The organism is Mesorhizobium sp. M0518 (assembly GCF_040321125.1).
Taxonomy (GTDB): Bacteria; Pseudomonadota; Alphaproteobacteria; order Rhizobiales; family Rhizobiaceae; genus Mesorhizobium.
Genome location: NZ_JAMYQY010000003.1, coordinates 68,526 through 87,532 on the forward strand (window position 1 = coordinate 68,526; position 19,007 = coordinate 87,532).

Genomic DNA, 19,007 nt, shown 5'->3' on the forward strand with positions numbered 1-19,007 from the left:
TGGTAGTGTGTATGACGCCAGCAGGCTAGGGGAGAGGAGCCGGCATGAAGATCACGGACATCAAGGCGACCACCATCACCGTTCCGCTGGAAGCAGCATTGCGGCACAGCAACGGTACGCATTGGGGACGCTTTGTCCGCACCGTGGTCGAGGTCGAGACCGACGAAGGCATTGTTGGGCTCGGCGAGATGGGCGGTGGTGGCGCCGGCGCCGAACTCGCTTTCGCCGGCCTGAAATCCTACCTGGTCGGCCATGACCCTTTCGATCTCAACCGGATGCGCTACGCCATCTGCAATCCGACGGCGTCGCTCTACAACAACCGCACGCAGCTGCACGCAGCGCTGGAATTCGCCTGTCTCGACATCATCGGCAAGAAGCTCGGCGTGCCGGTCTACCAATTGCTTGGCGGGCGCGTGCGCGACCGGATCGGCTTCGCCTCCTATCTGTTCTTCCGTTATGCCGACCGCCGCAGCGGCAAGGGCGAAGTCCGCACCATCGATCAATTGCTCGAGCATGCCCGCGCGCTCAAGGCCGAACATGGTTTTCACGCCCACAAGCTCAAGGCCGGCGTGTTTCACCCCGACTATGAGTTGGAATGTTTCAGGGCGCTCGCCGCCGAATTTCCTGCCGATACGCTGCGCTACGATCCGAACGCAGCCCTGTCAGTCGAAGAGGCGCTGCGTTTCGGCCAAGCCATCTCCGATCTCAGGAACGACTATTTCGAGGACCCGACCTGGGGCCTGGCCGGCATGCGCCGCTTACGCGAGAAGCTCTCCATCCCGCTGGCCACCAACACCATCGTCATCGATTTCGAACAGCTCGCCACCAATGTGCGCGACCCTGCGGTTGACGTGATCCTGCTCGACACCACCTTCTGGGGCGGCATCCGCGCCTGCGTGCGCGCGGCGCAGATCTGCGACACGTTCGGTCTCGGTATTGCGGTGCATTCCTCTGGCGAACTCGGCATCCAGCTCGCCACCATGCTGCATCTTGGCGCAGTGCTGCCCAACCTCGTCTTCACCGCCGACGCGCATTATCACCACCTTGCCGACGACATCATCGTCGGCGGCAAGATGCTCTACGAGAATGGTGCGATCGCGGTGCCGGAGGCACCGGGCCTCGGCGTCGAACTCGATCGTGACAAACTCGCCACCTATGCCGAACTCTATCGCTCGCTGGGCGGCTATGCCTACGACCGCGATCCCGGCCGTCCGGGCTGGTATCCGCTGCTGCCCAACACTAATTTCGCCGACCATTTGAACGATGCCGTGCCTGATCTCGGGCTGGGCTGACATTTCCCGTTCGAAAGGATCGTCGGGAGGACGCTATGACTTTCAACCGGAGGAGAACAACAATGAGCAAGACCACAGCCTTATTCATTGCAGCCATGCTCGGCTGCACCAGCTTTGCAGCGCTGGACGCGCGCGCCTATGAAGGCGTCGCCAAGGGCGACACTTCGGCCAAGAAGATCGCCTTCAGCAATTCCTACGCCGGCAATTCCTTCCGCCAGGTGATGATCAAGAGCTTCGAGGAAATGGGCGCCAAGGCCGTGGCCGACAAGCAGATCGCCGCAACAGCCGTCGTCAGCTCGAACAATTCGGTGACCGAACAGGCGAGCCAGATCGAGAACCTGATCCTGCAGGGCTACGATGCGATCATCGTCCTTGCCGGCTCCGACACCGCACTCAATGGCGCCATCAAGGATGCCTGCAATGCCGGTATCACGGTCGTCGCCTTCGCCAGCGGCGTCACCGAGCCTTGCGCCTATGTCGTCGACTACAACCTCGATTCCTATGCCAAGGCCGAACTGGATTTCATCTCCAGCAAGCTCGGCGACAAGCCGGCCAACATCCTCGAGATCCGCGGTATGGCCGGCGACGGTTTCGACAAGCGCCTGCATGAGGGCGTCGAGAAGGCGATGAAGGCGCACGCCAGCTACAAGGCTGTCGGCGAGGTCTATGGTCAGTGGACGGCCACCGTGGCACAAAAGGAAGTGTCGGGCATCCTGCCGTCGTTGCCTCAGGTCGATGCGGTGCTGACGCAGGGCGGCGACGGCTATGGCGCGGCGCAGGCATTCAAGGCCGCCAGCCGGCCGCTGCCGATCATCATCATGGGCAACCGCCAGGACGAATTGGCGCTGTGGAAGCAGGAGCATGATGCCGGCGGCTACGAAACCTTCTCGCTGGGCGCCACGCCCAGCGTCTCGCAGGTCGCGTTCTGGGTCGCGCAGCAGATCCTGGCCGGCAAGCAGGTGCCGAAATTCGTCGAGGTGCCGCTCCTGCAGATCAATCAGCCTGACCTCGACGCCTGGCTGAAGACGGTTCCCGCAGGCGGCGTGGTCAATGCCGAATACCCGCAGGAGCTGGTGGCCAAGATCATCGACGCCAACGTGAAGAAGGAGCCTCTGCCGGGCGTTCCCGCGCCGAAATGAGCAGCATGGCCGAATGATGAACGATCCCACGTCGCCCAAAAGGGACGCAGCAGAGACGGTCAATGCCGACGGCCTCCTCATCGAGGTGCGCGATGTCCGCAAGCACTATGATGCCGTGCATGCCCTGGGCGGCGTGGATTTTCATCTCAAACCCGGCGAGGTCGTTGGCCTTGTCGGTCACAACGGCGCCGGCAAGTCGACGCTGATGAACGTGCTGGCCGGCACCATCGAGCGCAGCAGCGGCAGCTTTCGCCTCGGCGGACGTGAGATCGGTGCCTGGAGTGCGGCCAGTGCCCAGCAGGCCGGTCTGCGCTGTATCTTCCAGGAACTGTCGCTCTGCGCCAATTTGACGTCGGCGGAAAACACCCGCATCGTGCACAGGTCCTTGCGTGGGTTGGGCTGGCGGCGGCGCGCGCGCCAGGTGATTGGTCCGGTGCTGGACGAGATCTTCCCTGGCCACGGCATCGATCTCGACAGGAAGGTCGCCGACCTGCCGATCGGCGAGCGACAGATGGTCGAGATCGCCCGCGCCTTCACGCAGACCAGCATCAAATTGCGCGCCGTCATTCTCGATGAGCCGACCTCGGCGCTCGGCCATGAGGCGACGGAACAACTGCTCGCCCACATTCGTCGTGCCGCAGGGCGTGGCATCGCCTGCATCCTGATCACCCATCGCCTCAACGAGATCCTCGCCGTCTGCGACCGCACCGTCGTCATGGTCGACGGCAAGGTCGTCGCCGAGCGGCCCACCGCCGGCCTGTCACGCGCCGCGCTGGTCGAGTTGATGGGAAGCATCGAACGGCCGCGTGAGCGCACGGCCGGCAAGGTGGCCTCGGTGCAAGCTCCGGTTATCCGGCATGCGGGTCGCGACACCACAGATCTGACCATCGACGTCGGCAAGGGTGAGGTCATCGGCTTCGCCGGGCTCGACGGCCACGGCCAGCGCGAGCGGCTGCGCGCGATGTTTTATGCCTCGCGCCGGCAACGCGAGGCCTTGCCGGGTGCCTATGTCGCCGGCGACCGCGGCTCGGAAGGCGTGTTTTCGCTGTGGTCTATCGCCGACAATCTGACCATCCGCAGCCTGAATGCACTGACGCGGGGCGGCATGATTTCAGGCGCCGCCGCCCGCAAGCTGGCCGAGACCTGGTCGAACAGGCTCAACGTCAAGGCGCCTTCGATCGACACGCCGATCCTGTCGCTGTCCGGCGGCAACCAGCAGAAGGTGCTGTTCGCCCGCGCGCTGTCGTCGGACGCCGAGGTGATCTTCCTCGACGATCCGATGCGCGGCGTCGATGTCGGCACCAAGCAGGAGGTCTACCGGCTGATCCGCGCGGAAGCCGAGAACGGACGCGCCTTCGTCTGGTACACAACCGAACTCGAAGAGCTGACCAATTGCGAGCGCATCTATGTCTTCCGCGAGGGCCGCGCCGTGACCAGGTTGGAAGGCGAGGCCATCGAGACCGGCCGTATCCTGCAGGCGTCGTTCGGAGGCGACCATGTCTGACGCGCCTGCCCGAGTTCCGGCCCGTTCTCCTTCCAATCCGCGCTCGGCCTTGCTCAATGCGATGCAGGTCGGCCTGCCGGCAATCGCGCTGCTGGTCATGCTGGCCATCATCTTCAGCATCCGCCCGGCGGCGATGAGCTATTTCGGCTTCCATCTGCTGTTCAAGCTCTCGGTGCCGCTGGTCTTTGCCGCACTGGCGCAGATGATGGTGATCATGCTGGGCGACATCGACCTGTCGAACGGCGCCTTTGTCGGGCTGATCACCTGCATCACGGCGCTCTATCTCGGGGATGCGCCGGCAATTGCGGCGCTGTGCTACCTGGTCCTGATCGCCGCCTATGCCGGCTTCGGCCTGCTTATTCATGCACGGCAATTGCCCTCGATCATCGTGACGCTGGGCATGTCCTTCATCTGGCTCGGCATCGCCGTCATCCTACTGCCGGCACCGGGTGGCTCGGCACCCGCATGGCTTGCCGCCTTCATGAGCTGGCAGCCGCCTTTGATGCCGCTGTCGATCTGGCTGGCGGCACTGGCGGCGCTTGCCGGCCATCTCGTCATCTCACGCTCCTCCTATGGCGTGGTGTTGCGCGGCGCAGGCGGCAATCCGCGCGCCGTCCAGCGCGCCGGCTGGTCCGTTGTCGGCATCCGCGTCGCTGTCTATGCCGCCGCCGGCCTGCTCGCCTGTCTGGCCGGGCTGACGCTGACCGGCCTCACCACATCGGGCGACGCCAATGTCGCGCCGGCCTATACGCTGCTCGGCGTCGGCGCGGTGATCCTCGGCGGTGGCGCTTTCACCGGTGGCGTCGTCTCGCCGGTCGGCACGGTGGTCGGCGCTCTGACGCTGTCGCTCGCGGGCTCGCTTTTGTCTTTCCTGCAGGTGCCGCCGACATGGCAGATCGGTGCCCAGGGCGTTATCCTGTTTCTCGTGCTGGCCGGGCGCGTGCTTTTGTCGGAGCGGGCGCGATGACCCGAAGATTGAGCCTCGCGCCGTGGACCTACGGCTTCATCGTGGCGCTCGCAATGTGGGTGGTGACATCAGCCTATTCCGGTATCGACAGCGCCGGCGCCACGCTCTCGGGGGCGCTCGCCTTCGGTGCCTTCAGCGTTGTGGTGGGAACCGGGCAGATGTTCGTCGTCGCCTCCGGGCCGGGCAATATCGACCTGTCCGTGCCATCCGTGCTGACGCTGGCCGCCTATGTATCGATAACGGTCATGCAAGGGTCCGACGGCATGCTGCTGCCTGGCCTGCTTGCAGCACTTGCCGTCGGCGCCGTCGCGGGTGCCGCTAACTTCCTTGCCATCGTCGCGCTCAGGCTGCCGCCGATCATCGCAACGCTCGCCTGGAGCTTCGTCTTCCAGTCGCTTGCCTTTAATCTCGGCGGCCAGGCGACACTGAAGCCGCCGGCCGGCCTTTCCCGGTTTACCTTGATGAACCTTGGCGGCGTCCAATTCATGCCGATCGCGGTGATGGTGCTGACGCTGGTCGCCATGGTCGTCCTCAAACGCACGGTCTGGGGCCGGCAATTGCTGGCCACCGGCCAGAGCGAACCGGCGGCGCGGCTCGCCGGCATCAACGTCGCCCGGGTGCGGTTGATTGCCTATATGCTGTGCGGCACGGCGGCAGCGCTCGCCGGCTTCCTGCTTGCCGGCTTCAGCGGCGGGGCAGCACTCAACATGGGTGACGCCTATCTGATGGAATCGATCGCCGTGGTGGTGCTTGGCGGCACCAGCGTCGCCGGTGGACAGGCCAACGCGGTAGGCATATGGGGGGCTGCGCTGTTCTTCAACCTGATGTCCACCATGCTCAACACCTTTGGCATCCAGGCAGGCGTGCGCTTCCTTTTGACCGGCGTGCTGATCATCCTGATCGTCGCTCTCGTGCCGAGGCCTCGCGTCAGATGACACCCGCCACCGATACGCTCGCCGGGCTGTTCGAAACAAAGGCAGTTTCCTTCGTCGACCTGACGCATCCGATGAAGCCCGGCATGCCGGTGTGGCCGACGCACCCGCATTACTGCCAGGAGATGGTGGAATCCTATGACCGCGGCGACGTCGCCTGCAACCATGCGTTGGCTATGAGCGAGCACACCGGCACGCATTTCGACGCGCCGGTCCATTTCATCCGCGGCGGTGCTGCCATCTCGGACATTCCGGTCGAGCGTTTCTTCGGCCGCATGGTGACGATCGATGCGCGGGACTGCGCGCCCCGGCAGGCGGTCGAGCCGGATTCTATCTTCGCTTTCGAGGCCGAACAGGGCTGCGTACGGCAGGGCGACGCCGTGTTCTTCCGTTTCGGCTGGGACCGGTTCTGGGACGATCCGGCCGCGTTTCTCGCCGACTGGCCCGGCCTGTCGCGGCAAGCAAGCGAATTGCTGGTCGAGCGCGGTGCGCGCATCGTCGGTTCGGACTGCCTGTCGATCGATTGTTTCGGCAGCGAGGATTTCCCGGCGCACAATACGTTGCTTTCAGCCGGCATCCTGATCGGCGAGAATTTCGCACGGCTTGGTGACTTGCCGCCTCGGTGCTTCCTGATCAGCTTGCCGCTGGCGATCGAAGGCGGCACCGGATCACCGCTGCGCGCCATCGCGCTGGTCGAGGGCTAAACCGGCTCAAGAGAAATCCAGCTGGACCTTGAGCGTGCGCTGAGGTTCCTTCTCGATCAGGTCGAAGGCGGCGCGCGCCTCCGTCGCCGCGAAGACCTGTGTGATCATGCCTTGCGGATCGAGCCGCTTGTCGGCCAGCCATTCGACGACGCGCGGCAACAGCCGGCGGTTCAGGCGCGAGCCGACGATGGTCAGTTCCTTGCGCACCACTTCCTGCTGGCTGAGGTTGGATGGGGCGTCCGAAAAGCCGAGCAGGCCGATGCGGCCCGCCGGGCTGGCCAGCCGGCAAGCCTCGTCAAGAAGTGCGGGAATGCCGGCGCCGTCAATGACCAGCGTCGGGCCAAGACCGTCATTTTCACCGCGCACCGCGGCCGGCACGGGATCGCGCACGGAGTGAATCACCCTGTCGGCGCCGAAGCGGAGCGCTCGCTCCAGGCGGGCTTCGTCGATATCGGCAACGATGCAGCGTGCGCCCTTGAGCTTGGCGACCTGCAGGACAGTGACGCCGACCGTGCCGGCGCCATAGATCAGCGCCGTGTCCTCGGGTCCGCAACCGGTACGATCAAGCACATTGGCGGCGATGGAAAACGGCTCGGCCAGTGCCGCCAGCCCAAACGGCATATCCCTTGGAACCGGTATGACATTTGCCGCCGGCACCGCCACGAAGGCGCGAAAACCGCCGTCGCGGTGAACGCCCATCACTTCGAGGTTGGCGCAGACATTGGAGCGGCCGACCCGGCAGGGATAGCAGTGGCCGCACGACACCACGGGATCGACCACCACGCGGTCTCCCACCGCTATGCCGGTCACATTGCGTCCGAGCGCTGTTACGGTGCCGGCGAATTCATGGCCGATGATGCGCGGATAGACGGCGAACGGATTGGAGCCGTGCAATATGTGAATGTCGGAGCCGCAGATGCCGGCACGGCTGACATGAACGACGACTTCGCCAGTGCCGGGCTCTGGCATGGCGCCCTGCCGGACTTCCAGCGACTGCGGTGCGCGAACGAGAACTTCAAGCATGGCCTCACCACTTGTATACTAGTCGACAAGTGGCTCAATCTCGCTGTGCCGTCAAGACGCAAGCGCTCATGGCGGCGGTAAGACGGCCTCTTACCTGACACGTTCCTTCACGAAATCGGGACGGGCGTCCGCTGAAACGCAAATGTGCCTGGCGACGGCAGTTCGGACTCCCAATGCGCTGTCCTGCCGATCTCCTCTCGAAGGGGTCGGCAGTCAAAATTTTTTGACTTCCATCAAAGAGGAAATGACTACCGCTTGCCTGCTTGTCGGACCATAAGACAGGCCGTGTGATCGGGCCTCGGCTGGCTTGCCGCACGGAAGGCGACCTTGCCTTTGAACGCGGACGCGCCACCTGGAATAGAGCAGCCGCTTGCATGACGGAATTGGCAATAGAATTGGAACAGCCTCAATTTGCCACCGAGCGCGACCCGAGGCTGAGATTGATCATCCCAATCATCGTCGCCATCGCCTTTCTGATGGAGCAGCTCGATTCCACCATCATCACCACCGCGATCCCCGCCATCGCACGCAGTCTCGACACGACGCCCGTCAGGCTGAACCTGGCGATCACCACCTACATTCTGACGCTGGCCGTATTCATTCCCGTCAGCGGCTGGTTCGCCGACAGGTTCGGTGCGCGAAAAGTGTTCGCGCTGGCGCTTTTCACCTTCACCCTCGGCTCGGCGCTGTGCGGCATGGCCAACAGTTTCGGCATGCTGCTGGCGATGCGCGCCCTGCAGGGGCTGGGCGGCGCCATGATGACGCCGGTCGGGCGGCTGATCCTGCTGCGCAGCTTCCCACGCAGCGGGCTGATCACCGCCATGACCTACACGACCTTGCCCGCCATCATGGGGCCTGTGATCGGGCCGCTGCTCGGCGGCCTGTTGACCACTTATGCCTCATGGCGCTGGATATTCTATGTCAACGTGCCATTCGGTTGCCTCGGCATTCTGGCGGCGCTGCGCTTCGTCGACGATTTCCGCGAGGAAGCGGTGCAACGCTTCGACTTTGCCGGGTTCCTGATGGTCGGATGCGGAGTCGCGCTGCTGCAGTTCGGACTGGAAAGCATCGGTAGGCCAATCATCTCCGTTTCGGCGACAGCGTTGGTGTTGGCCGCGGCGATCCTGCTGCTGCTCGCCTTCGGGCGCTATGCGCGCCGCGTCGTTGCACCGGCAGTCGATCTGACACTGTTTCGATTTCGCTCGTTCTGGGTCGGTACGCTCGCAGGCGGCCTGTGCCGCGTTGGCCTCAATGGCGTGCCTTTCCTGTTGCCGCTGATGCTGCAGGTCGGCTTTGGCATGAGCCCGGTCACCTCGGGCTCGCTGACATTCGTCGGCAGCTTCGGCGCCTTGCTCATTCGGCCGCTGCTGTCGCCGCTGTTGCGGCGCTTCGGTTTCAATGTCGTGCTGATCGGCAGCGCGGTGGTTGGTTCCGCCGCTGTCGGGGGCTTCGCCTTGATCGAAGCCGATACGCCGCACTGGATGATCGGCCTTTACGCCTTTGTCTTCGGGGTCATCCGGTCGGCGCAGTTCATGACCTCCAACACGCTTTCCTACGCCGACCTGCCGGCCGACAAGCTCAGCCGCGCCACCAGTCTCGGCGGCGTCCTGCAGCAACTCAGCGTTTCCCTGGGCGTTTCGATCGCCGCCATGGTGCTGGGCCTTGTCGCAGGAGAAACCCACATCGTGACAGCGGAACGCTTCCACCAGGTGTTCCTGCTGACCGCGGTCATCCCGTTGCTGTCCGTCCCCGGCTTCCTGTACCTGCGTGCCGAGGACGGCGTGCAGGTCAGCGGTCATGTTCGATCGGGTAATTCTCGCAAATGATGCCAGATGCATTCTGCGTTCAAAAAGGATTGCCTCGCCGGATCGGTCGATTATCATGAACGGCGATACCGTATGGCTGAGGGCAGCCCCACAGCGCTCTTGGCGGCGGATAGTGGGAAATGATCGCGCTGGCGAAACGGGAAAACGCGATGGTGTGGGTTAAGAAGCCTTCGGCTGACGAGAAGCTGGCCATGGCTGCCACTTGCGAGCGTTTCATCGCCGAGGTTCTGAAGCCTCGGTTCATCCACGGCCAGCCGAATCGGCTCGACCATCCGCTAGACATTTTCGGCAAGTGGCGAGGAAGCAAATACGGTTTCTCAGCGCGCTACCGTTCGGATGACGGTGAAGAATTCAACGCTCCCTTCGCCCGGCTCGATCATGTGGAGGAGCATCTCGCCGAGACCCGGTTCGACCTCATGTGGCACAGGCACACCGGAGCATGTGGGCGGCTGCATGCGACCGTTACGTTGGACGAAGCCCTGCGTCTCATCTCGGCTGACTCGAGGCTCCAGCCGCCACTATGAACCGCAAGAACAGCCGACCCCGTTTCGATGTCGATGCCCTGCGCGATCTTGTCGGCACCAAGGTGTACTCGCGCGGCGAGGCCTACTGGCGTGACGGGCTGGTGCAACTGCTGACCGTTGGGCCCAAGCGCGTGCTGGCGCAGGTTGCCGGCACGGAGGACTACCGTGTTGAACTGACGGGGCGTGGCGAGTCGGTCGACGGTTCGTGTTCCTGCCGCGCCTTCGGCGACTGGGGCTATTGCAAGCATTTGGTGGCGACGGCGCTGGCGGCAAACGCGATGGGCAGCGACACGGAAGCGCAAAGCATCGATGTGTTCACGCGTATACGCGAACATCTGGAAGGCAAGAACAAGGCGGCGCTTGTCGATATGATCATGGATGTCGTCGAGCGCGATCCTATCCTGTTGCGTAGGCTGGAAATGGCCACGCTGACTACGCAAGACGGCGACGAGGCGGCCATCGAGGCGCGTCTCGGCAAGATGATCGACGGCGCAACCGCCACGAATGGCTTCATAGATTACCGCGAGGCGCCCGACTGGGCCCAAGGTGTGGACGAGGCGCTCGATGTGATCGCCTCGGTCTCGAGCAAGCATGCGGGCATCGTTATACGGCTCGCTATGCGAGCCATCGATCGGATCGAGGCTGCCATCGAGGTCGTGGACGATTCCGATGGCCATTGCGCCCCACTTCTCGACCGGGCATGCGAAATTCACTGCAACGCTGTCTCGGAGGCGCCTTGCGAACCCTTGTCCCTGGCGCGTGACCTGTTCGCGCGCGAGATGAATGGTGGCTACGACACCTTCGGTGGCGCGGCTGAGCGCTATGGCGATATCCTCGGCGAGGAAGGATTGGCCGAATACCGTCGCCTGGCCAACGAAGCCTGGAATGAACTGCCCGCAACCGCCGGCAAGAATCGGATAGGTCACGGACTGTCCGGCGACCATTTCAGGCTGCAGGAAATCCTCGACTTCTTTGCTGACCGCGATGGCGACCTCGAGGCACGCATCGCCCTTCGCGCCAAGCATCTGTCCTCACAGCAAGCCTATCTGCAAGTCGCCAAATTCTGCCTCTCGCACGGTCGCGCCGAAGAGGCTTTGCGCAGGACCGAGGACGGCCTGTGGGTGTTCGAGGATGATCGACCCGACGAGCGGCTCATTTCCTTTGTAGTCGACCTGCTGACCACGGCCGGTCGCGATGCGGACGCCGAAGCGCATCTGTGGCGCGCATTCGAGAAGGCACCGAGCTTCGGACTGTATCAACGGCTGTGCAAGACGGGCACGGCGACGCGCGATCGAGTAATCGAGCGCCTCCAGTCCAGGCTAGCGCGCGAGAAGCCGTCCGCCTGGCATTATCCGGCCGATCTGCTCATCAGCATCTTGATTGAGGAGAAGCAGTTTGATCTGGCGTGGGCGAACACGCGCGCACATGGCGCTTCCGAAGGACTGAAGGAAAAGCTCGCGCAGGTCAGTGAAGCCACGCATCCGCGCGAGGCACTGAAGATCTATGCGGAACGCGTAAACCAACTGGCCCAGTTTGGCGGTAACGGCGCCTATGCAGAAGCGTCAACCCTGATCGGCCGTATGGCCGGCCTGCGCGGCGCGTCCGAACATGCCGCGTATCTGGCGGATGTGAAAGACCGCTTCGGCCGCAAGCGCAATTTCATGAAACTGTTGGCCTGACATGCGGCGCGCGGCGATTGACGAGCAAAATCGCTACATGCTGGAACGCCAGCAGCAGTTCCGCGCGGCGGCGGATGTCGTCACCGATGCTTGGACGCGTTTTCGAGAGGTGGGGGCGGTGGCCGTTATCGGCTCTGTCGCGAAGCCGCTTTGGAAAGAGGTGCCGCGCTTCAGCGAATTCCGGCGCGCTCGGATCGAGGTCTGGCATGAATGTAGCGATCTCGACCTGGCGCTTTGGCTTGACTCGCAGGCTCGTCTAGGCGAACTGCGTCGCGCCGCCGCTCTTGCCCTGCGTGAGGCGTTTGAGAAGGGAACAGGGATCAGCGTTGCCGATCACCAGCTAGACGTTTTTCTGATCGAACCCGGCAGCGACAGATATCTGGGCCGGCTCTGCAAGTTCAGTCAGTGTCCGAAGGGAAAGCTCGACTGCCTGGTTCCCGGGTGTGGCGAGATCGCCTTCAACAAGTGCGTTGCCGACTTCACGCCGCATGCTGATCTGCTCGCCCCAGCTCAAGGCGCGATGCTCTACAAGCGTGGTGTCGGGCGGATGCGCTCCGCGCTTGACCTGCCGCAGACTGGCTGAAAGCCCGCAGGGCTGGGCGAGCCGCGCCTTCAGTGCTTCAGACGATCGTCTCATATGCGCGAATCGGGACGTTGCCTTGCGGAGGCGGGTGGCGTCTTGCGGAGGAAGTCTGCTTGGCGCGGGCAGTGTGTATACGGGCATACCTATATCCGCATGGGTTTTTCAATTAGGCTCGATGCTGTGTGAAAACGGGGAGCATCGATTGCGAGGATTTGCGGAAAGCGTGATGCAGGGGCCGCGGACCGTGGCCGAACAGGTCGCCAATGTCCTGCGCGAAGCGATTGCCAGTGGAACCATCAGGGCGGGCACGCCGCTGCGCCAGGATGAATTGGCCGAGCAGTTTGGCTTCAGCCGCATGCCAATTCGTGACGCCCTTCGCCAATTGGAAGCCGAAGGTATTGTTTCCATTCATCCCACAAAAGGCGCGCAGGTCGCCCGGATGGACGGCGCCGAGATCAGTGAAATCTACGCGCTACGCGAGCTGCTCGAAAGCGAGGCGCTCCGGCTTTCGGTACCCAGCCTCTCCGGCGCGAAGTTCGACGAGGCCGAACAGGTGCTCGACCAGATCGACGCGGAGCGCAATGTCGGCCGATGGGGTGCGCTGAACCGTGCCTTTCATCTGGCTCTCTACGATGCCTGTGGCAACCATCGATTGCTCGGCCTGATCGAGGCGCACCACAATGCCGCCGATCGCTACGTCCGCATCCTGCTGTCGAACCTGGACTATCGCAGCCGCTCGCAGACGGAGCATCGCGAGCTGCTGGCCGCCTGCCGGCGGCGCGACGGCGACAGGGCCATAAGCATTCTGAGGCAGCATCTTCGCGAAGGAAGCGAGACGCTGGTCCGCGCGATCAGGGAAGATGGCCTGTCGCGAGAATCCTGACGGCGTGGCTCATGGGCATGCGATGGGCTTCAGCCCTGCGCCGGCCTGCGTTCGACGATGTAGACGTGGTCGGCCGCCAGCACCACTTCGCCGCGCTGGTTGATCACCTCGCAGCGTTCGATCACCCGTCCCGCCCCCGGCCTCTTCGGGTCGTCTTCCCTGGCCGTAATTGTCGTGCGCGTCCGGATCGTGTCGCCGATGAACACCGGCTTGATGAAGCGCAGCCGGTCATAGCCATAGGAAAAGGCAACAGGATTGATGACGGTTGCCGTCAGCCCGATGCCGACCGAGAACACCAGCGTGCCGTGCGCGATGCGCTGGCCGAATGGCGTCGTCTTCATGAACTCGGCGTCCATGTGGTGCGGGAAGAAATCGCCGGTGTGGCCGGCATGGACGATGAAGTCGGTCTCGGTGATGGTGCGGCCGCTGGTCAGGCGCGACGCGCCAATCTCATAGTCTTCGAAATACTGAATCCGTTCCATCAGGGTCTTTCCGCAATCGGCGTCGCCGGTGCCGCACTCGACTGATACGCCGCCTCGACCAGCGCCATCGTGCTCCACGCGTCCTCGACCGGGCTGATCAGCGTAGCATCTTCTCCGGTGGCAAAACGCTGGACATTGGCCATGCGGCCGACGAAGGCGTCGGGAAACCACTCGCCGGCCAAGGGCACTGCGATCCAGTCCGTCCCGCCTTTCGGATAGATTTCCAGCACATCCGGCTCACCTGTGGGATAATCGAGGTTGAGACCCAACTTGAGATAGGCTGCTCCCTCGGTGCCGCAGATGCGGAACTCGCAGGCTTGGTGCCGGCGGCCGAACTTGTGGTCGTGGTTGATCGACAGCGCGCAGCGCATGGTGTTGCCATAGTCGAGAATGGCGCTGGTGCGCGTCTGCGCCACGGCATGATTGGGATGGCCGAGCGTCTTAGCGTGCACGCCCTTGGGGTCGCCGAGCAATTGCCTGATCAGGTCGAGATAGTGGATCGAATGCATGGCGATCTCGACGCGCGGCGCCTTGAGCAGGAATTCCCAAAGCTGCCACGGTGTCGCCAGCGCCAGCCAGGCATCGAAGTCGACGATCTCGCCGAGCCAGCCCTTGCCGACGGCATCTTTGAGCGCCAGCATCATCGGCGCGAAGCGCAATTGGAAGTTCACCGCTGCGTGCAGCTTCCGGGCGCGGCAGATCTCGAGGATCGCGGTCGCCTCGGCAAGATTGCTGCCCATCGGCTTCTGGATCAGCGCCACCGCGCCATCAGGCAAGGACTTCAGCACATCGGCATGACGCGACGGCGGGGTGGCAAGGTCGAAGATCGCGCCCTCGACGGCAGAAGCTTCTTCGACCGACCCAAAGGCCGTCACGCCCCATTGGCTGGCCAGCTTTTCGGCCCTGGTATGATCAGGATCATAAAGCCCGGCAACCGGAAAGCCGGCCTTCCGGTAGGCCGGGAAATGCGCGTCGCCGACGATCGATCCGGCGCCGAAGGTGACGATCTGCCGGGGCTTGGAGGGTTTTGGCCAGGATTGAACGAGCAAGGCAGGGTCGAAACCGCCTTCAGTCATGATGGAAGACCTCATCCATCTCGGCCCACCACTCGCCCTCTTTGCGCGTCGCCAGCGGCTCCTGGCACGGCATGCAGACCGCCCACCATTCCTGCGTCTTCGGATCGGCCGCCATCTTCGCCATGTCGGCCTCGTAGTCGCTGCCGTGGTATTCGAAGGTGCTGAACAGCACGTTCTCCGGCCGCTTCAGGTAGATCGAGTAGTTCTTGATGTTGCAGGCGGAGATCATGGCCAGCACGTCGGGCCAGACGGCGGCATGGAGGCGGACATACTCCTCGACCTTTTCCGGCTTCAGCCCCAGAACCATTCCCATCCGCTGCATATCATTCTCCTATTTCGTGATCGCCGTGGTGAATTCGGCGATGCTCATGGCCTTGACCGCGTCCCAGTCCCAATCGATGCCGATGCCGGGTTCGTCGGGCGCCAGCGCCTGGCCATCCTCGATGCGGAGGCGCTTGCCGGTCAACTGGTCGAGTTGCGGAATGTACTCGACATATCGGCCGTTCTGAACAGCGCAGGTCAGGCTGACATGCAGCTCCATCAGGAAATGCGGGCAGACCGGAATGTCGAAGGCCTCCGCCGCGTGCGCGATCTTGAGCCAGGGCGTGATGCCGCCGATGCGGCCGACATCGACCTGCACGATCGAGCAGGCGCCTTTCTGCATGTACTCGCGAAAATGGCGAATGGAGTAGAGCGACTCGCCGATGGCAATCGGCGTCGGCGTCGAGTTCGACAACCGCACATGCCCGTCAATGTCGTCGGCCGGCAGTGGCTCCTCGATCCAGGCGAGGTCGAGGTCGCGTAATCTTGCCGCGCGCCGGATCGCCTCGTCGACCGAAAAGCCCTGATTGGCGTCGGTCATGATCTCGTAGCCGTCGCCGACCGCCTTGCGCACCGCCGACAGGCGCGCCAGATCTTCCGAGCCGTGCGGCCTGCCGATCTTCACCTTCGAGCCGCGAAAGCCCTTGGCCTTGGCGGCCAGCGCATCGTCGACCAGCGCCTGCGTCTCGATGTGCAGCCAGCCGCCTTCGGTCGTGTACAGCGGGCAGCGGTCCTTGGCGCCGCCGGCCAGCTTCCACAAAGGCAGGTTCTGCTTCTTTGCCCGTAGGTCCCACAGTGCTGTATCGATGGCCGCGATGGCGATGGCGGTGATGGCGCCGATGGTCGTGGCATGCGTGGCGAATTCGAGATCGTGCCAGATTGCCTCGATCATGTCGGGGTCGCGGCCGATCAGGCGCGGCACCAGATGGTCGGACAAAAGCCGCATCACCGACGAGCCGCCGGTGCCGATCGTGTAGCTGTAGCCGGTGCCGACCGCACCGTCGGAATCGGTGATGGTGACGATAGGCGTTTCCTGGCTGACGAAGCTCTGGATGGCGTCGGTGCGCTTGACCTTGGGCACAAGGTCCACCATCCGAAGGTCGACTTTCTCAATTTTGGCCATGCCGATCAGCTCCGCAATGTCTTTCCGGTCTCGGTGGCAAACAGGTGCGCCTGCGACATGTCGAGGCTCATGGCGACCCGCTCGCCCGGCCGCAGTGGCCTCGGGTTCAGCATGCGCGACACCCAGTCCGTACCGTTGAATTCGACGAACACCAGTGTCTCGTTGCCGAGCGGTTCGGTGACCGTGATCGGCAGTTCGATCTGGTGGACATCGGCCGCACCACCGGAGCTGATGCCATGGCCGGTCGGATAGATGTCGTCCGGCCGCAGCCCGAACACGACCTTGTCGCCGGTGGCGACGTTGGTCTTGAACTGGGCGGGCAGCGGCAGCTTTTCGCCGCTGGCGAAAACCATCTGGCCATCATCGATCGTGGCTTCATGCAGGTTCATCGGCGGCGAGCCGATGAAGCCTGCGACGAAGCGCGTCGCCGGCTGCCGGAACACCTCGTCGGGCGTGCCGACTTGTTCGATATGGCCGTCGCGCATGATGACGATGCGGTCGGCAAGCGTCATCGCCTCGACCTGATCATGGGTGACGTAGATCACCGTCGATTGCACCTTGGCATGAAGCTTCTTGATCTCGGTGCGCATCTGCGTGCGTAATTTGGCGTCGAGATTGGAAAGCGGCTCGTCGAACAGGAAGACGTCAGGATCGCGCACGATGGCGCGGCCCATGGCGACGCGCTGGCGCTGACCGCCGGAGAGTTGCGAGGGGCGTCGGTCCAGCAGTGTGTCGAGGCCAAGAATGGCCGAGGCCTCGGCGACACGGCGGTCCATGTCTTCCTTGGCGGCACCGGCGATCTTCAGCGAGAAGCCGAGATTCTCGCGCACCGTCATGTGCGGATAGAGCGCATAGGACTGGAACACCATCGAGATGTTGCGCGAGCGCGGCGGCAGGTCGTTGACGACGCGCCCGCCGATCTCGATCGAGCCGGCACTGATCTCTTCCAGCCCGGCGATCATGCGCAGCGTCGTCGACTTGCCGCAGCCGGACGGGCCGACCAGCGCGATGAATTCGCGGTCGGCGATGTCGAGATCGATGCCGTGCACGATCCCGATGTTGCCGTAGCGCTTGGTCAGCTTGGTGAGGGTAACGGTTGCCATGGTATCAGCCTTTCACCGCGCCGGAGGTCAGGCCGCCGACAAGGTGTTTCTGGACGACGTAGGTGAGGGTGAGCGCCGGAATGATCATCACCACGGCCAGCGCGCACATGCCACGCCAATCGATGGTGAACTCGGCCGTGTAATCGAGCAGGCCGACCGGCAGCGTCTTGGCGCTCACCGAGCGGGTCAGCTGCGAGGCCAGCGCGAACTCGTTCCAGCAGGTCAGGAAGGCGAAGATGGCGGCCGAAGCGATGCCCGGTCCGGCAAGCGGGAACTCGACCTGCCAGAACGCCTGCCAGCGCGTGCAGCCATCGATCTGCGCCGCCTCCGCGAGGTCCTTGGGCACCTGGCGGAAGAAGCCGTCGATCAGCCAGATGGTGAACGGCACGTTGAGCGCGACATAGGCAAGGATCAGCCCGAAATGCGTGTCGATGATGCCAAGCCGCACATAGAGGAAGAACAGCGGTAGCGAGAGCGCAATGCCCGGCACGGTGCGCGTCAGCATCAGGCTGAGGAAGACGCTGGATTTGCCGCGGAAGCGGTAGCGCGCGAAGGCATAGCCGCCGGCCATGCCGATGGCCACCGCAATGACTGTCGAGGTCACCGAGATGATCAGCGAGTTGCGGAAATATTCGATGACAGGGATGCCGCCCTTGCCGATGCCTGAGAACATGGCGACATAAGCGTCGAACGAGATCTCCTGAGGGATCCACACCGGTGGCTTGGCCATGATCTCGACCGCCGGCCGCAGCGACGAGATGACGATCCACAGGCCCGGCAGGCAGATGGTCAGCATCGCCAGGAACAGGCCGATGCGATAGACGACGCCCAGCAGCCGGCGCTTCAGGCGGGCGGAAGAATTCTCGTCCATCACCACTCCGCACCGATCTGCGTGCGCGCCGCGGCGAGCTTGTTGAAGAAGTAGACAGTGAAGGCGATCGACAGCAGGATCGAGAAATAGGCCATGGCGTTGGCCATGCCCATGCGCCCGTCGCTGTAGGCGGTGCGGGCCACCAGGGTCCATAGCAGTTCGGTGCGGCCCGCCGGTCCGCCATCGGTCATGATCTTGACGATGTCATAGGCGCGCGCGACGTCGAGCGAGCGAATGGTCATGGCGATGTACGCGAAAGGCATGACGAACGGCCACGTCACATAGCGGAATGTCTGCCACGGCGTGCAGCCGTCGACCCGCGCCGCCTCGATCGGCTCCTTGGGCATGGCGAGCAGGCCGGCGAGGATCAGGATGGCGAAGATCGCCGTCGACGACCAGATCTCGGCGATCGAGATGGCGATGAAGGCGAGATGGCCCTCGATCAGCCACGGTATGGCGTCTTGCGTGATGCCGAGCGACTGCAGCGCATTGTTCACCAGGCCGATATTGTCGTTGAACATAAACTTGAACTGAAAGCCGACCAGGATCGGCGAAAACATCATCGGAAACATCATCAGCGTGCGCAGGATGCGCTGGCCGCGTGTCGCTTTCTCGACCAGCATGGCAAGCCCAAGGCCAAGCAGCATTTCGAGATTGAGCGCGATGGTCAGCAGCAGCACCGTGCGACCGAACGCCCACCAGAAATCAGTGTTGGACAGGATCGAAAGATAGTTCCGGATGCCGATGAAGACGTAGAACGTTTCGGGCCGCGTCAGGCGGAACGGCGTGAAGCTGGAGTAAAGGGACAACAGCAACGGCACAACGACAACCGCCGCCAGCACGATCATGGCCGGAAGCAGCAGCAGGAATGGCGCGGATGGCTTGAAGCCCTTCATCAGAATCCTTGAGGTGTTTGCATTTGGACGGCCGTGAGTGGGCCGGGGGCGATGGGTTAGCGTAAATCGCTGGCCGCGA

Annotated in this window: 19 protein-coding genes; 11 read left to right on the forward strand and 8 right to left on the reverse strand. The window is 63.4% G+C overall.

Translation table 11 applies throughout. The features are described from left to right. The first annotated feature begins 44 nt into the window (after positions 1 to 44). The 6 genes from NKI66_RS05270 (at position 45) to NKI66_RS05295 (ending at position 6,538) form a co-directional block, all read left to right on the forward strand. Positions 45 to 1,292: an enolase C-terminal domain-like protein gene (locus tag NKI66_RS05270; RefSeq protein ID WP_023808883.1), complete on the forward strand. Its 1,248-nt coding sequence runs from the start codon at positions 45 to 47 to the stop codon at positions 1,290 to 1,292. A 62-nt stretch (positions 1,293 to 1,354) separates the two neighbouring features. Continuing rightward, on the forward strand, positions 1,355 to 2,431 hold the full coding sequence (locus NKI66_RS05275; protein ID WP_023808882.1) for an ABC transporter substrate-binding protein: 1,077 nt from the start codon (positions 1,355 to 1,357) through the stop codon (positions 2,429 to 2,431). Positions 2,432 to 2,444: 13 nt separating this feature from the next. Further along, positions 2,445 to 3,935 (forward strand): sugar ABC transporter ATP-binding protein, encoded by a 1,491-nt coding sequence (locus tag NKI66_RS05280; protein ID WP_023808881.1) that lies wholly within the window; start codon positions 2,445 to 2,447, stop codon positions 3,933 to 3,935. A 61-nt stretch (positions 3,936 to 3,996) separates the two neighbouring features. Next, the gene (locus NKI66_RS05285) at positions 3,997 to 4,902 is read left to right on the forward strand and encodes an ABC transporter permease (RefSeq protein WP_352440117.1); all 906 of its coding nucleotides are present in this window, start codon (positions 3,997 to 3,999) and stop codon (positions 4,900 to 4,902) included. Then, positions 4,899 to 5,837, forward strand: coding sequence for an ABC transporter permease (locus NKI66_RS05290; protein ID WP_023808879.1), 939 nt, complete (start codon positions 4,899 to 4,901; stop codon positions 5,835 to 5,837). Before NKI66_RS05285 ends, NKI66_RS05290 begins: the two co-directional genes overlap by 4 nt. Next, positions 5,834 to 6,538, forward strand: coding sequence for a cyclase family protein (locus NKI66_RS05295; RefSeq protein WP_023808878.1), 705 nt, complete (start codon positions 5,834 to 5,836; stop codon positions 6,536 to 6,538). Before NKI66_RS05290 ends, NKI66_RS05295 begins: the two co-directional genes overlap by 4 nt. A gap of 6 nt (positions 6,539 to 6,544) precedes the next feature. Here the strand turns inward: NKI66_RS05295 and NKI66_RS05300 are convergent, their stop codons facing one another. Then, complete coding sequence (locus NKI66_RS05300) at positions 6,545 to 7,561, reverse strand: Zn-dependent oxidoreductase (RefSeq protein WP_128302346.1); 1,017 nt, start codon at positions 7,559 to 7,561, stop codon at positions 6,545 to 6,547. 395 nt (positions 7,562 to 7,956) lie between these two features. Here NKI66_RS05300 and NKI66_RS05305 point away from each other — a divergent pair, with 395 nt between their 5' ends. The 5 genes from NKI66_RS05305 to NKI66_RS05325 all read left to right on the forward strand — a co-directional run bounded on the left by NKI66_RS05305 (position 7,957) and on the right by NKI66_RS05325 (position 13,056). Next, positions 7,957 to 9,387 carry a DHA2 family efflux MFS transporter permease subunit gene (locus tag NKI66_RS05305; protein WP_245486006.1) on the forward strand — a complete coding sequence of 477 codons (1,431 nt, stop codon included), beginning with the start codon at positions 7,957 to 7,959 and terminating at the stop codon, positions 9,385 to 9,387. A gap of 119 nt (positions 9,388 to 9,506) precedes the next feature. Beyond that, complete coding sequence (locus NKI66_RS05310) at positions 9,507 to 9,911, forward strand: DUF3024 domain-containing protein (RefSeq protein WP_245273055.1); 405 nt, start codon at positions 9,507 to 9,509, stop codon at positions 9,909 to 9,911. After that, positions 9,908 to 11,590, forward strand: coding sequence for an SWIM zinc finger family protein (locus NKI66_RS05315; protein ID WP_352751140.1), 1,683 nt, complete (start codon positions 9,908 to 9,910; stop codon positions 11,588 to 11,590). Before NKI66_RS05310 ends, NKI66_RS05315 begins: the two co-directional genes overlap by 4 nt. Position 11,591: 1 nt before the next feature. Further along, positions 11,592 to 12,173, forward strand: coding sequence for a hypothetical protein (locus tag NKI66_RS05320; protein ID WP_023808873.1), 582 nt, complete (start codon positions 11,592 to 11,594; stop codon positions 12,171 to 12,173). Positions 12,174 to 12,417: 244 nt separating this feature from the next. Continuing rightward, positions 12,418 to 13,056: a GntR family transcriptional regulator gene (locus NKI66_RS05325; RefSeq protein ID WP_502895155.1), complete on the forward strand. Its 639-nt coding sequence runs from the start codon at positions 12,418 to 12,420 to the stop codon at positions 13,054 to 13,056. Positions 13,057 to 13,085: 29 nt separating this feature from the next. On the opposite strand, the gene NKI66_RS05330 is transcribed toward NKI66_RS05325, so the two are convergent. Genes NKI66_RS05330 through NKI66_RS05360 form a run of 7 tightly spaced genes read right to left on the reverse strand, consistent with a single transcriptional unit; the run spans position 13,086 to position 18,928 of the window. Beyond that, a complete protein-coding gene (locus tag NKI66_RS05330; RefSeq protein WP_023808871.1) occupies positions 13,086 to 13,538 on the reverse strand; it encodes a MaoC/PaaZ C-terminal domain-containing protein in 453 nt (150 codons plus the stop codon). Then, positions 13,538 to 14,614 carry a Gfo/Idh/MocA family protein gene (locus NKI66_RS05335; RefSeq protein ID WP_352751142.1) on the reverse strand — a complete coding sequence of 359 codons (1,077 nt, stop codon included), beginning with the start codon at positions 14,612 to 14,614 and terminating at the stop codon, positions 13,538 to 13,540. The genes NKI66_RS05330 and NKI66_RS05335 overlap by 1 nt, the downstream gene beginning before the upstream one ends. After that, positions 14,607 to 14,936, reverse strand: a complete 330-nt coding sequence (locus NKI66_RS05340; RefSeq protein ID WP_023808869.1) for an L-rhamnose mutarotase — start codon at positions 14,934 to 14,936, stop codon at positions 14,607 to 14,609. The genes NKI66_RS05335 and NKI66_RS05340 overlap by 8 nt, the downstream gene beginning before the upstream one ends. Positions 14,937 to 14,945: 9 nt before the next feature. Next, on the reverse strand, positions 14,946 to 16,058 hold the full coding sequence (locus NKI66_RS05345) for a mandelate racemase/muconate lactonizing enzyme family protein (protein ID WP_023808868.1): 1,113 nt from the start codon (positions 16,056 to 16,058) through the stop codon (positions 14,946 to 14,948). A gap of 5 nt (positions 16,059 to 16,063) precedes the next feature. Beyond that, positions 16,064 to 17,161, reverse strand: a complete 1,098-nt coding sequence (locus NKI66_RS05350) for an ABC transporter ATP-binding protein (RefSeq protein ID WP_023808867.1) — start codon at positions 17,159 to 17,161, stop codon at positions 16,064 to 16,066. A 4-nt stretch (positions 17,162 to 17,165) separates the two neighbouring features. Beyond that, entirely contained in the window at positions 17,166 to 18,032 is an 867-nt protein-coding gene (locus tag NKI66_RS05355) for a carbohydrate ABC transporter permease (RefSeq protein WP_023808866.1), read from the reverse strand. Beyond that, positions 18,032 to 18,928 (reverse strand): carbohydrate ABC transporter permease, encoded by an 897-nt coding sequence (locus NKI66_RS05360; protein WP_023808865.1) that lies wholly within the window; start codon positions 18,926 to 18,928, stop codon positions 18,032 to 18,034. Before NKI66_RS05360 ends, NKI66_RS05355 begins: the two co-directional genes overlap by 1 nt. Positions 18,929 to 19,007: the final 79 nt, after the last annotated feature.

What these genes read in the sequence shown, in the direction of transcription:
- NKI66_RS05270 (WP_023808883.1), top strand. Translation starts at nt 45, where the DNA reads ATGAAGATCACGGACATCAAGGCGACCACCATCACCGTTCCGCTGGAA.
- NKI66_RS05275 (WP_023808882.1), top strand. Translation starts at nt 1,355, where the DNA reads ATGAGCAAGACCACAGCCTTATTCATTGCAGCCATGCTCGGCTGCACC.
- NKI66_RS05280 (WP_023808881.1), top strand. Translation starts at nt 2,445, where the DNA reads ATGATGAACGATCCCACGTCGCCCAAAAGGGACGCAGCAGAGACGGTC.
- NKI66_RS05285 (WP_352440117.1), top strand. Translation starts at nt 3,997, where the DNA reads ATGCAGGTCGGCCTGCCGGCAATCGCGCTGCTGGTCATGCTGGCCATC.
- NKI66_RS05290 (WP_023808879.1), top strand. Translation starts at nt 4,899, where the DNA reads ATGACCCGAAGATTGAGCCTCGCGCCGTGGACCTACGGCTTCATCGTG.
- NKI66_RS05295 (WP_023808878.1), top strand. Translation starts at nt 5,834, where the DNA reads ATGACACCCGCCACCGATACGCTCGCCGGGCTGTTCGAAACAAAGGCA.
- NKI66_RS05300 (WP_128302346.1), bottom strand. Translation starts at nt 7,561, where the DNA reads ATGCTTGAAGTTCTCGTTCGCGCACCGCAGTCGCTGGAAGTCCGGCAG.
- NKI66_RS05310 (WP_245273055.1), top strand. Translation starts at nt 9,507, where the DNA reads ATGATCGCGCTGGCGAAACGGGAAAACGCGATGGTGTGGGTTAAGAAG.
- NKI66_RS05315 (WP_352751140.1), top strand. Translation starts at nt 9,908, where the DNA reads ATGAACCGCAAGAACAGCCGACCCCGTTTCGATGTCGATGCCCTGCGC.
- NKI66_RS05320 (WP_023808873.1), top strand. Translation starts at nt 11,592, where the DNA reads ATGCGGCGCGCGGCGATTGACGAGCAAAATCGCTACATGCTGGAACGC.
- NKI66_RS05330 (WP_023808871.1), bottom strand. Translation starts at nt 13,538, where the DNA reads ATGGAACGGATTCAGTATTTCGAAGACTATGAGATTGGCGCGTCGCGC.
- NKI66_RS05335 (WP_352751142.1), bottom strand. Translation starts at nt 14,614, where the DNA reads ATGACTGAAGGCGGTTTCGACCCTGCCTTGCTCGTTCAATCCTGGCCA.
- NKI66_RS05340 (WP_023808869.1), bottom strand. Translation starts at nt 14,936, where the DNA reads ATGCAGCGGATGGGAATGGTTCTGGGGCTGAAGCCGGAAAAGGTCGAG.
- NKI66_RS05345 (WP_023808868.1), bottom strand. Translation starts at nt 16,058, where the DNA reads ATGGCCAAAATTGAGAAAGTCGACCTTCGGATGGTGGACCTTGTGCCC.
- NKI66_RS05350 (WP_023808867.1), bottom strand. Translation starts at nt 17,161, where the DNA reads ATGGCAACCGTTACCCTCACCAAGCTGACCAAGCGCTACGGCAACATC.
- NKI66_RS05355 (WP_023808866.1), bottom strand. Translation starts at nt 18,032, where the DNA reads ATGGACGAGAATTCTTCCGCCCGCCTGAAGCGCCGGCTGCTGGGCGTC.
- NKI66_RS05360 (WP_023808865.1), bottom strand. Translation starts at nt 18,928, where the DNA reads ATGAAGGGCTTCAAGCCATCCGCGCCATTCCTGCTGCTGCTTCCGGCC.